This window comes from Cellulomonas sp. Root137 (assembly GCF_001426725.1).
Lineage (GTDB): Bacteria > Actinomycetota > Actinomycetes > Actinomycetales > Cellulomonadaceae > Cellulomonas.
On record NZ_LMFG01000005.1, the window covers coordinates 91,133 to 104,760 of the forward strand.

Below are 13,628 nucleotides of genomic sequence, written 5' to 3' on the forward strand. Positions count from 1 at the left end.
CCATGCGCCGCATCGTGGGGATCGACGTCGCCCGGGGCCTCGCCGTCCTGGGCATGATGACCGCGCACGTGGGTCCCGACGACCACGGACCGGTCCCGCCCGGCGGCTTCTCGCAGCTCGCCGACGGGCGACCCGCGGCCCTGTTCGTGGTGCTGGCGGGCGTCTCGCTCGCCCTGCTCTCGGGCAGCTCCGCACCCGTCGTCGGTACCCGGCTCGTGCAGGCGCGGGTGCGGATCCTGGTCCGGGCGCTGCTCCTGTTCGCCCTCGGGGAGCTCCTGATCCTGCTCGCGACGCCGGTCGTGGTGATCCTGCCGACCTACGGGCTCCTGTTCGCGATCGGGTGCGTCGCGCTGCGCTGGTCCCGGGCGGCCCTGCTCACCGCGGCGGGGGTCGTCGCCGTCGTCGGACCCCCGCTCGGCCAGGGCATCGCGGCGAGCCTCGAGGGTGCGCGGCCGACGGTGCTCGCCCAGATCACGGTCGGCCACTACTACCCGGCGATCGTGTGGACGGCGTACCTCCTGGTCGGGCTCGCCGTGGGGCGCAGCGACCTGCGCTCGACCCGGCTGCGAGGTGTCGGAGCGCTCGTCGGCGTCGGCCTGGTGGTCGTCGGGCACGGCGGCTCGTGGGTGGCGATGCACGTCCTGGGCTGGCCCGAGGCGCTGGCGACGACCGAGCCGCACTCGTCGACGACGTTCGAGGTGGTCGGCAACGTCGGTGTCGCCCTGCTGGTCATCGCCGGCTGCCTCGTGGTCGCCGACCGGTGGCCCCGGGTGCTCGCCCCGCTCGCGGCCGTCGGCGCGCTGGCGCTCACCGCGTACACGGTGCACATCGTGGTCATCGCCGCCCTCGGGCAGGGCGTCGTCTACCAGGCGACCCTCGAGGTGTGGCTCGCGTTCGTCCTCACGACCACGGCGCTGTGCTGGCTCTGGGCCGTCTCGGTCGGGCGCGGCCCCTTCGAGTGGGTCCTGCATCGCGTCTCGACGAGGGCCGCCGACATCGCCCCGGACGACCTCCCGCCGTCACCGCCGCGCTCCGACACGGACCGCGCCGGTCAGGCGCACTCGTAGACGACGTTGGCGGCGTCGGACCGCATGCCCAGCAGCCACTCGCCGGCCGGACCCTGCAGGGCGAACAGCGCGTTCGCCTCGAGGAACGCCGCGTCGGTGGTGTACGGGTAGCCCGCTGCGGCGCCGTGCACGGCCCCGTACTCGTCGCCCTGCACACCCTCGGGCGCGAGGGTCGACGAGTTGTCCTCGTGCCACGCCCGCACCGCCCGCGAGACCGGGTTCCCGCCGGCCACCGGCACGTAGACCCGGTGCCCGTCGGGCGTCGTCCCCGCAGCGCGCCAGTCCGCGGCCACGTGCGCGTCCTCCTGCGAGTACGTCGTCGCGACGCAGCTCTGCCCGCCGGGCGCCAGGGTCACGTCCGGGTCGTCGTACTCGTCCGCGGGGTCCGGTGCTCCACGCGCGACGCCGTCGTCCCAGCGGATCGCCGTGAAGTCCCCGCCCGGGACGTCGCCCGGTCGGAGCCGGAGGAACGTGCCCAACGGCGTCAGGATCCCGTAGGTGAGGTTGGTCAGTCCCGGCACCGACGACTCCCGCACCCGGACCGCGAGCGCGACCGGGCCGGGCTCGCGCAGGACCCGGTGCTCGAACGTGTCGTCCATGAGCGGATCGGCGTCGCCGTAGAGCGAGGACGTGTAGAAGGGGGACCCGACGGTGCTCGTCGTCGTCACCCGGAAGTCGTCTCCCACGTCGATCGACGTCGGCAGCGTCAAGGTGTCGTAGAACGTCTCCTCGTCCCGCACGACCCCCGGGGGCAGGGAGATGTTCACCTCGGAGGCGCATGGGTCGGTGGCGCGCGCGCTCGGGCACGCGATCAGCCGGGCGCCCTGTGCGTCGACCTCGTAGAGCCCGCTGACGAACCACGTGCCGAGCTGCTCGTGCGTCGTCAGGTAGATCGACGACGCGCCGCGACTGCCCACGAGGAAGACCGGTGATGTGTCCTCGTCGAACTGCCGCAGCTGGGTCATGTCCGGCGCCGGCGTCGGCGTCTGCCACACCTCCCCCGTCCTCGGGGCGCTCAGCCGCGCGATCACGGTGGCGTCGTCGATCGACTCCGCCCGGGTCACCGGCCCGGTCGGCGTCGGGGCCGTCGTGGGAGTCGGGCTCGGCGTCGGGGTGGGCGTCGGCGTGACCGTCGGGGTCACCACGGGCACCACCGGCTCCGGCGACTGCCGGCCCAGCCCGAACCACAGACCCACGCCCAGCACGCCCACCACGCCGACGCCCGCGAACGACTCGGCCGTCCGCCGCGCGACCCGGCGGCGACGCGCCGCCGACCGGACCGCGCCCAGCCGGACGCCGTCCAGCGCCGGCGCAGCGCCCTCGATCTCGTCGGACGCCCGAGCCAGCAGGGCGTGCAGGTCATCGGTCACGACGCACCTCCGTCGGAGTCAGCTGGGTGACGGGGATCCGCTCCGTCGCGTCGGCCGTGCTGCCGAGCTGGGCGTTCAGCCGCGCGAGCCCGTCGGACGTGTAGCGCTTGACCGCTCCCTCGGACAGACCGAGGACGGACGCGGTCTCGGTGACGGACAGGTCCTCCATCTGCCGCAGGACCACGCACGCGCGCTCCCGCGGGCTGAGGGTGCCGAGTGCCCGGACGACGTCCGCGCCGGGCAGCCGGTCGTCGTCGTGGACGACCACAGGAGTCTGGGCCGCCGCACGTGCCAGAAGGCGTGCCTCCCGTGTCTTGCGGCGTCCCGAGTCGATCGCCCTCGACGCGATGGCCCGGCGGACGTACGCCTCGGCCTGCTCGACCGACCCGAACCGCGCGCGACCGGAGAACGCGGCGATCAGCGCTTCCTGCACCAGGTCCTGGGCGTCCGACGGCGACGCGGACACGAGCGTCGCGTGCGCGACGAGGCGCTGATAGCGCTCGCGCGCGACCTGCTCCAGCAGGTCCTCCCACCGTCTGCTCACGCACCACGCTCCCTGTCCGCGTCTCCTGAACCCATAACGCCTGTCGACCCGGACGGCGTTGGGGTCGAGGTTGCTAGGCGAGGAGGGCAGCCACCGAGAGCACCACGGCGAGCAGCGGGAACGTGCCCTGCGTCGCCGCGGCACGAGCCATGGCGCGGTTCGTCGCGACGAGCACCAGGGCGGCGGCGAGCATCGACCCGCAGGCCAGCAGGATCAGCGCGAGACCGACCGTCTCCTCGCCTGCAAGGGCGATCCCGGCCCCGACGAGCGCGCCGATCGCGAGGAACAGGTTGTAGAAGCCCTGGTTGTAGGCCCAGGGCTTCACCGCGGGGACGTCCTCGGTGCGCGTCCTGAACCGCGCGTGGACGTCGGGCCGCTCGAAGAGCACCGACTCGTACGCGAAGAACAGGACGTGCAGGAGGGCGGCGAGGACGGCGAAGACCGATGCGGCGATGATCACGTGGGCAGTCTGGCAGGCTCGCCTACCCTGGTGGCATGCCCCTGACCGCCGCGCCCGCGCTCGACGCCGCCACCTGGCAGTCGCTCGCGGCCGCGCACGCCGAGCGGGCCGACGCGTTCACAGCCGCTCGTCGCGAGCGCCGGTCACGCCAGCAGAAGCACGCGATCGAGGACTTCCTGTTCGAGTACTACCCCGTCACGCCTGCCGTCCTGCGCCGATGGCACCCCGGGGTCGGTGTCAGGCTGCAGAACCCCGCCCCGCACGCCGACTGGCGCTGGTACCGGACGTCGGACGACGGCACCGTGACGCTCGACGCCGACGCGTTCGTGGCCGACCGCGGGGAGGCCGTCCGGTTCGTCCACGGCCTGCTGACCGCCACGCTCGGTCGCCCGGCGCTCACGGGCTGCTTCGGCCTGCACGAGTGGGCGATGGTGTACCGGGAGGGCGACGAGCACCGCCACCCGCTCCCCCTGCGGCTCGGGTCGGCCAGCACCGACGCCGTCGTCGAGGCCCACAAGATCCGCTGCACGCACTTCGACGCCTACCGGTTCTTCACGCCGCAGGCGGTCGACCGCAACACGCTCCGGCCGACGCGCGACTCGATGACCGCGATGGAGCAGCCCGGCTGCCTGCACGCGGGGATGGACGTCTACAAGTGGGCCACGAAGCTGGGCCCGGCGGTGCCCGGCGACCTGCTGCTCGACTGCTTCGAGCTGGCGCGCGACATCCGCACGCTCGACATGCAGGCGTCCCCGTACGACGTGACGACGTACGGCCTCGACCCGGTGACCATCGAGACGCCCGAGGGCAAGGCGCACTACGTCGCGCGGCAGCGCGAGTTCGCCGAGCGCGGCAACGCGCTGCGGGCGCGGCTCGTCACCGTGTGCGAGGCGCTCCCCGCCTGACGGACGTCAGCGGTCGTGCCGCACGTCGACCACCACGCGGGTGGGGTCGGTGAGCGCGAAGACGCGGAACGGGTGGTCGGGCGTGTCGACGCCGAGGAACGCGAGCTCCTGCCCCTCGAACTGACCGCGCACGTTCACCTCGCGCAGCGTGGTGTACCCGGGAGTGAGGATCGGGTTGGTGCCGCTCCACTCGGGGATGCCCGTCGTGTCGGGGATCTGCACCCCCAGCAGGACCACCTGCAGCGTGCCGTCGCCCGCGACGTCGAGCACGGCGTCTGCCGGGTCGTCGGTCGCCACGTCCGTGTAGCGCACCATCCAGCCGGGCGTGCCGGTCCCGTCGAAGCGGAAGACGACGCGGTCGTAGCCCTCGTGCTCCCCGGTGGCCACGTCCGTCAGCGTCAGCGCCACGTCCCCCGACGACGGCTGCTCGTCCAGCTCCAGGTCGGCCGGGAAGGGCACGGGCTCCTCCGACTCGGTGGCCGTGGGCGCCGGCGGCGTGCTGGTGGGGGTGGCGCTCGGACCCGGTGAGGTCGTCGTCGTCTCCGTCGCTGAGGGCGTCGTCGGCCCGCCGTCCGCGCACGACGCCAGCAGCAGGCTCGCGCAGACGACCAGCCCCGCGATGTGGCGCCGACGTGCGGTCATGGCTCTCCTCGCGTCGTCGACCCCGACGCTCGGAGCCGGCACAGCCACCGTACGATGCGAGCACGTGCCGAGCAGGGAGGACACGATGCCCGGACCCGCGCAGCTGCTCCTCGTCGAGGACGATCGGCAGCTCGCCTCGATGCTCGAGCAGATCCTCGTCGGCGAGGGCTACGACGTCGACGTCGCGCGGGACGGTCAGCGCGGTCTGCACCTCGGCCTGACGCGGACCTACGACGTGATCGTCCTCGACCGCGGACTGCCCGCCATCGAGGGCCTGGACCTGCTGGGCCGGCTGCGGTCCAAGGGCGTCGTGACGCCCGCCCTGGTGCTCTCGGCGCTCGGCAACCCCGCCGACCGCGTGGCCGGGCTCGACGCGGGCGCCGAGGACTACATGAGCAAGCCGTTCGACGTCGACGAGCTGGCGGCACGCCTGCGAGCGCTGCGGCGCCGGACCCGCGAGCACGTGGGGTCGCTGCAGGTGCCGGACGGCACGCTCGACGTGGACACCCGGCAGGTCACGACCACCTCCGGCTCCGCGGTGGACCTGTCGGAGCGGGAGTGCTCCCTGCTGGAGCTGCTCGCCCGGCACCCCCGGCAGGTGTTCAGCCGCGCCGAGATCCTCGACCGGGTGTTCACGGACGCCGAGGACGACGGCGTGGTCGACACCTACGTCTACTACCTGCGCCGCAAGCTGGGTCGGTCCGTCGTCGCGACCGTGCGCGGTGCGGGGTACCGGCTGGGTGCCGGATGACCACGGAGCCCACCACCGGCGCCGAGCGCGAGGCGCTGCGTCGCACGGCCCGACGGCTCGGCCTGCAGACCGCGCTGCTCGTCCTGGGGTGCCTGCTCGTCGTCGGCGCCGCGGTGCTCCTGGTGGTCGTCCGGGCCCAGGCCGAGTCGGGGCGTGCGCAGCTCGAGGGTGCGGTGCGCTCGATCGACGACGCCCACGACGCTCCGCCCGGCATGTGGGTCGCGGTCGCGTCCCCGCGCGGCCTCTCCACCTCCGAGGACCTGCCAGAGAGCCTCCCGGACCTCGACACGATGCGTCAGGTCGCGCGGTCGGGCGACGAGGTCTGGACGACCGCACCCACCGAGGCGGGCACGGTCCGCGTGCTCACGGGCAGCCACGACGGCACGGTCGTCCAGGCCGCGCTGGATCCGTCGGAGGCCCGCGAGGAGCTCGCGCGGCTCGTGCTCGCGCTCCTGGCGGCGGGCGCGGTCGGGGTGGTCCTGGCGGGGCTCGGCGCCGTGTGGCTGACCCGCCGGGCCGTGCAGCCGATGGTCGCGGCCCTGAGCCTGCAGCGGCGGTTCGTCGCGGACGCCAGCCACGAGCTGCGCACCCCGCTGACCCTGCTGTCCACCCGGGCGCAGCTGCTGGACCGCCACATGACCGCCGACTGGGGCACCGCCCCGCCCGACCGCGTGCAGCACGACGTCGACGGGCTGCTCGCCGACGCCGCGGCGCTCACGGCGGTCCTGGACGACATGCTGCTGGCCGCCGACGCGCGCTCGGTGGACGCGGTGCCCGTCGACGCCGCGGAGCTGGCGCACGAGGTGGTCGACGCGGCCCGGGCCACGGCGGCGGAGCGGAGCGTCGGGATCGAGCGTCAGGGAGCGGACCACGCCGTCGCGCTGGCCTCGCCGGTGTCGGTCCGCCGTGCCGTCACGGCGCTCGTCGACAACGCGATCGACCACGCCCGCAGCAGCGTCGAGGTGCACGTGAGCACCCGGGACGCGCGCGTGGTGATCCAGGTCCGCGACGACGGACCCGGGATGCCGCCCGAGAGCGCCGAGGTGTTCCGTCGATTCGCGTCGCACCGCGACGACGACGCGGACGGCACGCGGCGGCACTACGGCATCGGGCTCGCGCTCGTCGCGGAGGTGGCGGCGCAGCACGGCGGCACCGTGACGGCGGCCGCGCGCGAGGACGGCCGGCCCGGGGCCGCCATCACGCTGGAGCTGCCTGCAGCGAGGTGAGCAGCTCGCCGTCGGCGTCCACGGCGAGCACCGCCGCCGCGCCGTGCTGCGAGGCCCACGCGATCCCGTCGGGACCGAGGGCCAGGACGCAGGTGGCCAGGACGTCGGCGGTGGTGAGGTCGGCGGCGACGACGGTCGCCGAGCGCAGCCCGGTCGCCACCTGCCCCGTGCGGCCGTCCCAGACGTGCTCACCGCGCTCGTAGGTGCCGGAGGTCGCCACGGCCCCGTCGCGCACCTCGAGCACCGTGAGGAACGACCGCGGGTCGGACGGGTCACGCACGCCGACGTTCCAGCCGCGACTCCCCTCGGGCTCGCCGCGGACCACGACGTCCCCGCCCGCGTTCAGGCAGAACGTCGTCAGCCCGGCCGCGGTGAGGGTGTCCGCCGCCCGCTGGGCCGCCCAGCCCTTGACCACCCCGTCCGTGTCGAGGGAGCCGTCCGGTCGTCGGACGGAGAAGGCGCCGCCGGAGAGCTCGCCGAAGCGCTCCGCGATGCCGAGGACCTCGCGCAGGTCGCTGCTGGCTCCCCCGCCGTCGTAGCGGCTCACCTCGCTGTCCGGCAGGTACCGGCTGAACCGTCGGTCGGCGTCGTGCATCCGGTCGAACGCGTCCCGGACAGCCGCCCTCTCGACCTGCTCATCCACCGCGTCCCGGACGTCCACCGACATCGGGATCCCCATCACCAGCTCCAGGTGGCGCACGGGTCAGCCCTGTTGGTCGATGGCGGACTGCACGGACTCGGCGTACGCCTCCGACGTGTAGGTGGCGCCCGAGACCGTGTCGATCTGCGCCGACTGCGCGTCGACGACCTCCTGCGCGAGGATCGGCGTCGCGCGCGCGTTGATCTGCACGCTCTCGTGGTGGCCCCCGGGGACCTGCAGCGCCTGCACGTCGGTGATCTGGCCCGCCGCGAACGTCACCGACACCTGCACGGGGCCGTACCGGGTCTGCACCGAGGAGCCGACGATCGTGACGGTGTCGCTGGTCGTCGACCCGGTGTCGGTGCTCGTCGCGGGGTCGGTGGTCGACCCGGACTGTCCGGTGCCTGCCGCCGCGGAGTCGTCGGTGTCGCCGGACTCCGCGTCGTCGGACGACGAGGTCGACGACGACGTCCCGTCGGTGCTCGACTCCGCGACGGTGGCCGGCGGCGCCAGGACAGCGAACTTGGTCAGGCCCGCCGCACCCATGGCGGCCAGCGACCCCACGTAGATCAGGGTGCCGCGCCAGCGTGGTGTGGTCATGAGTCGAGCTCCTCTCGGTGGATGGCGGACCGGGGCACGCCCAGGGCGCGCGCTGAGCGGGCGACGGCGTCGACCATCGCGGGTGGGCCGCACACGAACACGTCGCGCGACGCGATGTCGGGGACCAGCCACCCGAGGTGCTGCGGGTCGAGCGGGTCGTGACCCAGCTGGGCGCGCCGCCCGGGGACCGGCAGGTACGTGAGGCTCGGTGACGGCGTGAACTCGGCCGCGAGCGCCAGCCCGGCCGCGTCACGCGCCCGGTGCAGGACGACGAGCTGGCGGCCCTGTGCCAGCAGCTCCTCGGCGAGCGCGCGCACGGGCCCGATCCCGGCGCCACCGGCCACCAGGAGCACCCGGTCGGAGGTCGCCCGGTCCGCGGTGAAGTGCCCGAACGGCCCCTCGACCAGCACCTTCGTGCCCGGCCGGAGGTCCGCCACCGCGGTCGAGTGGTCCCCGAGCGCCCCGATGGTGAACCGGAGGTGCTCGTCGGTCGGCGCCAGGGAGAGCGAGTACGGGTGCGCGGTCGCGCGGTGCCCCGGGGTGAGGAAGCGGACCAGGAAGAACTGGCCGCCGCGTGCCTCCAGGCGCGACAGCCCGCGGCCGTGCACCCACACGCTGGCCAGCCCGTTCGCCTCGGGCACCACCGCGGAGACCCGCAGGCCGTACCGGCGGTGCGACAGCAGGGGCAGCACCACGCGCCAGGTCAGCAGCGCCGCGGCGGTGCCGGCGTAGAGCAGGACCCAGAGCCCGCGGGCGACCGGCGAGTCGACGAAGTGCGTGCCACCGGCCACCTGGTGGGCGAACGCGAGGAAGATCCCGACGTAGATCGTCAGGTGCACCGCGAACCAGACCTCGTAGGAGAGGTGCCGGCGGGCCAACCGGGCGCTGGACACCCCCACGGCGAGGAACAGGACCGTGCCGATCAGCGCGGGCCACAGGTACGGCTGCGTCGCCAGCACGGAAGGCACCTCGGACCACACGCTCAGACCGTCCAGCAGCGACCCGCCGAGGATCATCAGGGCCACGTGGGTGAGCACCAGCAGCACCACGGAGGTGCCGAGCGACCGGTGCCAGGCGACGAGCCGGTCGAACCCGATGCCCCGCTCGAACCACGGCACCCTGCCGATGAGCAGCAGCTGCGCACAGACCAGGTAGGAGGCGAGCAGGCCCGCCAGCTCGCCGAGCGACATGAGCGCGCCGCCGGGCGACGTGCCGGTGGCCGTGGGCGTGCCCGTCCACCAGAACAGCAGCACCGCGACGACGCCGAGCCAGAGCGTCGGCAGGACGCCGCTGCGGGTGCGGGTCGGTCGCGGCTGGGCGATCGGCGCCAGGGGCGGCGCCTCCCAGGTGGTCGTGGTCATGAGTCGAGTCTGGGCGGGGGTTCTCAGAGGATTCTCGGAGCTACCTGTCCGCACCCTGTGCGGTGGCCCGCGACGGAGGAGGGCTCCGCCGCGGGCCACCGACGGTCAGCGGGCGCCGGCCCCCGCGCTCACGATCGACTTCACCGACGAGGCGGTGTCGAGCGTGTACGAGTAGGTCACGGCCTTCACCGATCCCCCGGTCTGACCGGCCGAGGAGTTGACGAAGTGGTTGTTGCGGGCGACGAGCGTGCCCGCGGGCGACGAGCCCTCACCGAGGTGGTAGGTGTCGTCGGTGTTCTCGAAGTAGTTGCCCTCGACCAGCACGCCACCCTCCATGGTGGACGCCACGCCGTAGGAGCCGACGCTCGAGTAGAGGTTGTTGAACACGTGCACCGGGTTGCCGAACCGCACCCGCGGGTTGCGCTGGTTGGTGCCGTCGAACCAGTTGTGGTGGTAGGTCACCCGCAGCTTGCCGCGGTCCTGCGACCCGTTGTCGTCCGAGTGTCCGACCAGGGAGTTCTTGTCCTGGCCGTCGAAGTGGTTCCACGAGATCGTCACGTAGTCCGAGCCGCGCTTCGTGTCCACCGAGCCGTCGTAGCCCGTGAGGAACGTGTTGCGGTCGATCCAGATGTTGGTCGACGTCTCGATGTTGATGGCGTCGTCGTCCCAGTCGTCGAACGTCAGGTTCCGCACGATGACGTTCTTCGCGTTCTTGATGTTCAGGCCGCAGCCGACGATCTTGGCACCGCTGGCGCCGAGCACCGTCTTGTTGGAGGCCACGGTGAGCATGCCCGAGCAGGAGATGGTGCCCTGCACGCGGACGACGGGTGCCGATCCGGACAGGGCGCTGGACAGGGCCGACGAGCTGGTCACCGTGGTGGTGGCCCCGGATCCGCCGCCGGTCGTGCCGCCGTTCTGCGACGCCCAGCCCACGAGGCCGGTGGCCGGCGGGGTGGTGGGCGGCGTGGTCGGCGTCGTGCCGCTGCCGACCTTCACCAGCTCCCACTGCTGGTTGTACTGGTTCTTCTCGGTGAGCTGCGTGATCGTGGCGCCGTCGGCCGTGGACCGGTCGGTGACCGTGACCGCCTTGCCGCTGTTCTGGTTCACCAGCCGCACACGGCCGCCCTCGGAGTCGACCAGCTTGAACCTCTGGTTGGCCGCGTTGGCGTCGGTGTACTGCCGGATCTCACCGCCGTCCGCGGTGCTCCAGCCCCACACGTCGAGCACCTTGCCCGAGTGCCGGTTCTGCAGCCGGTACCAGCCGGAGCCCGAGTCGACGAACTTGAACTGCTGCCAGTTCCCGTCGTTGCGGGTCCACTGCTGGATCATGCCGCCGTCGGCGGTGGAGAAGTCGCGCACCTCGAGCGCCTTGGCGCTCTGGCGGTTGACCAGCACGTACCAGGCGCTGGTGTCGACCGTGGCGGCCTGGGCGGGCAGCGCGGCGAGCGTGACTCCGGCCAGTGCGAGGGTGATGCCTGCTGCTACCGCGGCGACGAACCGTCTGGTCTTCTTCTGGATCCTCATCGATCCCCCTGGGGATGCTCGAGTGGAGATGAGCCGACGACGTCCGGGAGGGCGTCGAGGACGGGGGCGGACCGGCCGATCCGCACCCCTGTGGTGAAGCGCTTTCCGCTCGTCGGCCAGGCTAGGCAGGGCAGCGGCGCCTGAACAGGGGAACCGGTTTCCCGAACCGATTCACCGTGCCGTTTCTCATTCGTTCAGAGCGGGCCGCTCAGTCCGTCCGGTACCGCTCGACGAACGCCTGCAGGATGCGCGGAGGCGCCCAGACGTCCGCGCTGCGCACCCGGGCGATCACCTCGTCGTACTCCCCCGGGCGGTAGTACCCGTAGTCGCGGTAGACGCCGATCCGGGTGGTGATGCCGTCCAGGTCGAGCTCGGGGTGGAACTGCGTGGCGTACAGGTTCTGCCGCACCCGGAACATCTGCACCGGGCACGTGGGCGACGACGCGAGCAGGACGGCGTCGGTCGGCAGCACCCGGCACGCCTCCTTGTGCCCGACGAACGCCTCGAACGACTCGGGCAGCTCGGTGAGCAGCGGGTCCGCGCGGCCCGCGTCGCTGAGGGTGACCGTCACCGCACCGATGGGCTCGGCGTACGTGCCGTCGATGATCGCCCCCTGGTGCACCCCCAGCGTGCCGACGCCGTAGCAGGCGCCGAGGAACGGGAGGTCACGGTCCACGATCTCGTCGAGGAGCGACGACATCTCCGCCTCGACGCGACGCTGCGCCGCCGACTTCTGCGCCTCGGGCTTGCTCGCGTCGTACGGGCTGCCCCCGACGAACACGCCGTCATACCGGTCCAGGTCGATCGGCAGGAACGGTGCCGCCTCCATCCGGACCTGCTCGAGCTCGTCGGCCCGCAGGCCGCCGAACCGCAGGAACGCCGCGCGCTCCCCGACGGACGCCACGTCCTCGGCACGGGAGCTGAGCAGCAGGAACCGGGTCATCCCACCCCCGCCACCCGGCTGGCGTCGTCGGGCCCGAGCATCCACCGGATCGACCGCGTCGCCACCGCTCCCGCGGTCCGGGCCGCGGCCAGCCCCACCGGGCCCGGGCGGTCCAGCCCGAGCAGGTCGAACGTCCACGCCGGCATCGACGCGACCGCGGCCCGGGCCAGCAGCGTGTACCCGGGCCGGAGCGAGCGCGGCACCGGCGGCTCGTGCAGGAGGAAGTCGGCCGCGTCGCGTGCCGCGGCGGACGGGCCCAGCGCGGGCCGGAACTCGTCGAGCGCCTTGGCCAGCTCGGCCACGGACTCCGGCACCCGCTCGGCGCCGAGCGCGACGGCCACGCGTGACGCCTGCAGCACGTACTCGTCGGCGCCGGCCGCGTCGAGCGGTCGCTGCCCGTAGACCCTGTGCGCCCGCAGGAAGCTGTCGACCTCGGCCACGTGCACCCACCGCAGCAGCGTCGGGTCACCCGCGAAGTACGCGAGCCCCTCGGGCGTGACCCCGCGGATCCGCTCGTGCACCCAGCGGACGCGGTCGATCGCCGCCGTGGCGTCGTCGATCGTGCCGAACGTCGTGACGGCCAGAAACGTGCTGGTCCGCGCGAGGCGGCCCCACGGGTCACCCCGGTAGCCGGAGTGCGCGGCGACGGCGGCCATGGCGGCCGGGTGCAGCGACTGCAGGAGCAGCGCGCGCATGCCGCCGACGAACATCGAGGCGTCGCCGTGCACCGTGCGGATCGCGGCGCCGGGCTCGAACCACCGCGGTCCCGGCGTGCCGTGGATCCGCTCGCGGCTGGCCAGTCCGTCGGGCCCCGCCACGCGCAGGAACAACGCTGTGCCCGCCCGGTCCCGCACGTCGGCGAGGCTGCGCACCATGGGCCCTTCCGGTCGGCGGATCCCCTGCACGATGATGCTAGGCGGCTCACCGGCGACGCGCCCGTCCCCCCGTCACGACAGGCGGATGGGCCGTCCGGGTGAGTGCCAGCCGGACCTCCCTCCCGAGGGTCCGGTCGGTCGCCACGATGGGCGCGTGAACCGCCGCCACCAGGTCGTCGCCCTCGTCGGTGCGCTCGTGCTGGTCGGCGCCGGCGCCACGGCCTGGGCGAACCGCCCGCCCGCGCCCCTGCCGCCCCTCGCGGTGGAGACCCTGGCCCCGCCGACGGGCATCGACCTCCCGGTCCACGTCGTGGCCGGCGGCGACGACGGGGCCGCCTTCTCGCTCGACTCCCCCACGTCCGGCACGGTGATGTCCGCGAACATCCTCACCCTCCAGCTCGCCGACCTGCCGGTGCTGTCGTCGCTCGGCGTGTTCTGGACGCCGCTGTCCGCGGACTTCCCCTCGCTCGAGGCGTACACCGAGGTGCAGCGGCGCCGTCCCGAGGAGGCGCAGGTCGGCGGTGACCTCGTGATCGAGCACAGCGCCCTGGGCGCTGCGGTGCGCAAGGACCTGGCGATGACGAGCGGGATGACGATCACCCAGTGGGCCGTCGAGCACGACGGGTACCTCTACCTCGTCGAGTGGATGCACCGCCCCGACGACGACACGTGGCGCCCGACCGTCGAGGCCATGATCGCGTCCTGGCGCTGGAGCTGAGC

Annotated in this window: 15 protein-coding genes; 5 read left to right on the forward strand and 10 right to left on the reverse strand. The window is 73.5% G+C overall.

Annotated elements, in window-relative coordinates:
- Window positions 1-2: 2 nt before the first annotated feature.
- Entirely contained in the window at window positions 3-1,067 is a 1,065-nt protein-coding gene (locus ASD18_RS20045) for a heparan-alpha-glucosaminide N-acetyltransferase domain-containing protein (protein ID WP_056096770.1), read from the forward strand.
- Here ASD18_RS20045 and ASD18_RS20050 read toward each other — a convergent pair.
- The 3 genes from ASD18_RS20050 to ASD18_RS20060 all read right to left on the reverse strand — a co-directional run bounded on the left by ASD18_RS20050 (window position 1,052) and on the right by ASD18_RS20060 (window position 3,441).
- Window positions 1,052-2,437: a hypothetical protein gene (locus ASD18_RS20050; protein ID WP_056096773.1), complete on the reverse strand. Its 1,386-nt coding sequence runs from the start codon at window positions 2,435-2,437 to the stop codon at window positions 1,052-1,054. The two genes, ASD18_RS20045 and ASD18_RS20050, sit on opposite strands and share 16 nt — an antisense overlap.
- The gene (locus tag ASD18_RS20055) at window positions 2,427-2,981 is read right to left on the reverse strand and encodes an RNA polymerase sigma factor (RefSeq protein ID WP_056096775.1); all 555 of its coding nucleotides are present in this window, start codon (window positions 2,979-2,981) and stop codon (window positions 2,427-2,429) included. The genes ASD18_RS20050 and ASD18_RS20055 overlap by 11 nt, the downstream gene beginning before the upstream one ends.
- 73 nt (window positions 2,982-3,054) lie before the next feature.
- Window positions 3,055-3,441 (reverse strand): DUF1304 domain-containing protein, encoded by a 387-nt coding sequence (locus ASD18_RS20060; RefSeq protein WP_056096777.1) that lies wholly within the window; start codon window positions 3,439-3,441, stop codon window positions 3,055-3,057.
- A 35-nt stretch (window positions 3,442-3,476) separates the two neighbouring features.
- On the opposite strand from ASD18_RS20060, the gene ASD18_RS20065 reads away from it, so the two are divergent.
- Window positions 3,477-4,346 carry a hypothetical protein gene (locus ASD18_RS20065; protein ID WP_056096781.1) on the forward strand — a complete coding sequence of 290 codons (870 nt, stop codon included), beginning with the start codon at window positions 3,477-3,479 and terminating at the stop codon, window positions 4,344-4,346.
- Window positions 4,347-4,352: 6 nt separating this feature from the next.
- Here the strand turns inward: ASD18_RS20065 and ASD18_RS20070 are convergent, their stop codons facing one another.
- A complete protein-coding gene (locus ASD18_RS20070) occupies window positions 4,353-4,988 on the reverse strand; it encodes a hypothetical protein (protein ID WP_156388116.1) in 636 nt (211 codons plus the stop codon).
- An 85-nt stretch (window positions 4,989-5,073) separates the two neighbouring features.
- Between ASD18_RS20070 and ASD18_RS20075 the strand changes: the two genes are divergently transcribed.
- Window positions 5,074-5,739, forward strand: a complete 666-nt coding sequence (locus ASD18_RS20075) for a response regulator transcription factor (RefSeq protein ID WP_200938655.1) — start codon at window positions 5,074-5,076, stop codon at window positions 5,737-5,739.
- Window positions 5,736-6,965, forward strand: coding sequence for a sensor histidine kinase KdpD (locus tag ASD18_RS20080; RefSeq protein ID WP_056096788.1), 1,230 nt, complete (start codon window positions 5,736-5,738; stop codon window positions 6,963-6,965). The genes ASD18_RS20075 and ASD18_RS20080 overlap by 4 nt, the downstream gene beginning before the upstream one ends.
- Here the strand turns inward: ASD18_RS20080 and ASD18_RS20085 are convergent.
- The 6 genes from ASD18_RS20085 to ASD18_RS20110 all read right to left on the reverse strand — a co-directional run bounded on the left by ASD18_RS20085 (window position 6,937) and on the right by ASD18_RS20110 (window position 12,908).
- Window positions 6,937-7,665 (reverse strand): FAD:protein FMN transferase, encoded by a 729-nt coding sequence (locus ASD18_RS20085; protein WP_156388117.1) that lies wholly within the window; start codon window positions 7,663-7,665, stop codon window positions 6,937-6,939. The genes ASD18_RS20080 and ASD18_RS20085 overlap by 29 nt on opposite strands.
- A 3-nt stretch (window positions 7,666-7,668) precedes the next feature.
- Window positions 7,669-8,205 carry an FMN-binding protein gene (locus ASD18_RS20090; RefSeq protein ID WP_056096791.1) on the reverse strand — a complete coding sequence of 179 codons (537 nt, stop codon included), beginning with the start codon at window positions 8,203-8,205 and terminating at the stop codon, window positions 7,669-7,671.
- Complete coding sequence (locus ASD18_RS20095; RefSeq protein ID WP_056096794.1) at window positions 8,202-9,566, reverse strand: ferric reductase-like transmembrane domain-containing protein; 1,365 nt, start codon at window positions 9,564-9,566, stop codon at window positions 8,202-8,204. The genes ASD18_RS20090 and ASD18_RS20095 overlap by 4 nt, the downstream gene beginning before the upstream one ends.
- Window positions 9,567-9,671: 105 nt before the next feature.
- The gene (locus tag ASD18_RS20100) at window positions 9,672-11,090 is read right to left on the reverse strand and encodes an RICIN domain-containing protein (RefSeq protein WP_056096797.1); all 1,419 of its coding nucleotides are present in this window, start codon (window positions 11,088-11,090) and stop codon (window positions 9,672-9,674) included.
- Between the two features lie 208 nt (window positions 11,091-11,298).
- On the reverse strand, window positions 11,299-12,033 hold the full coding sequence (locus ASD18_RS20105) for a glutamine amidotransferase (protein ID WP_056096801.1): 735 nt from the start codon (window positions 12,031-12,033) through the stop codon (window positions 11,299-11,301).
- Window positions 12,030-12,908, reverse strand: a complete 879-nt coding sequence (locus tag ASD18_RS20110; RefSeq protein WP_056096803.1) for an oxygenase MpaB family protein — start codon at window positions 12,906-12,908, stop codon at window positions 12,030-12,032. The genes ASD18_RS20105 and ASD18_RS20110 overlap by 4 nt, the downstream gene beginning before the upstream one ends.
- A 154-nt stretch (window positions 12,909-13,062) precedes the next feature.
- On the opposite strand from ASD18_RS20110, the gene ASD18_RS20115 reads away from it, so the two are divergent.
- A complete protein-coding gene (locus tag ASD18_RS20115) occupies window positions 13,063-13,626 on the forward strand; it encodes a hypothetical protein (RefSeq protein ID WP_056096805.1) in 564 nt (187 codons plus the stop codon).
- The last annotated feature ends 2 nt before the right edge of the window (window positions 13,627-13,628 follow it).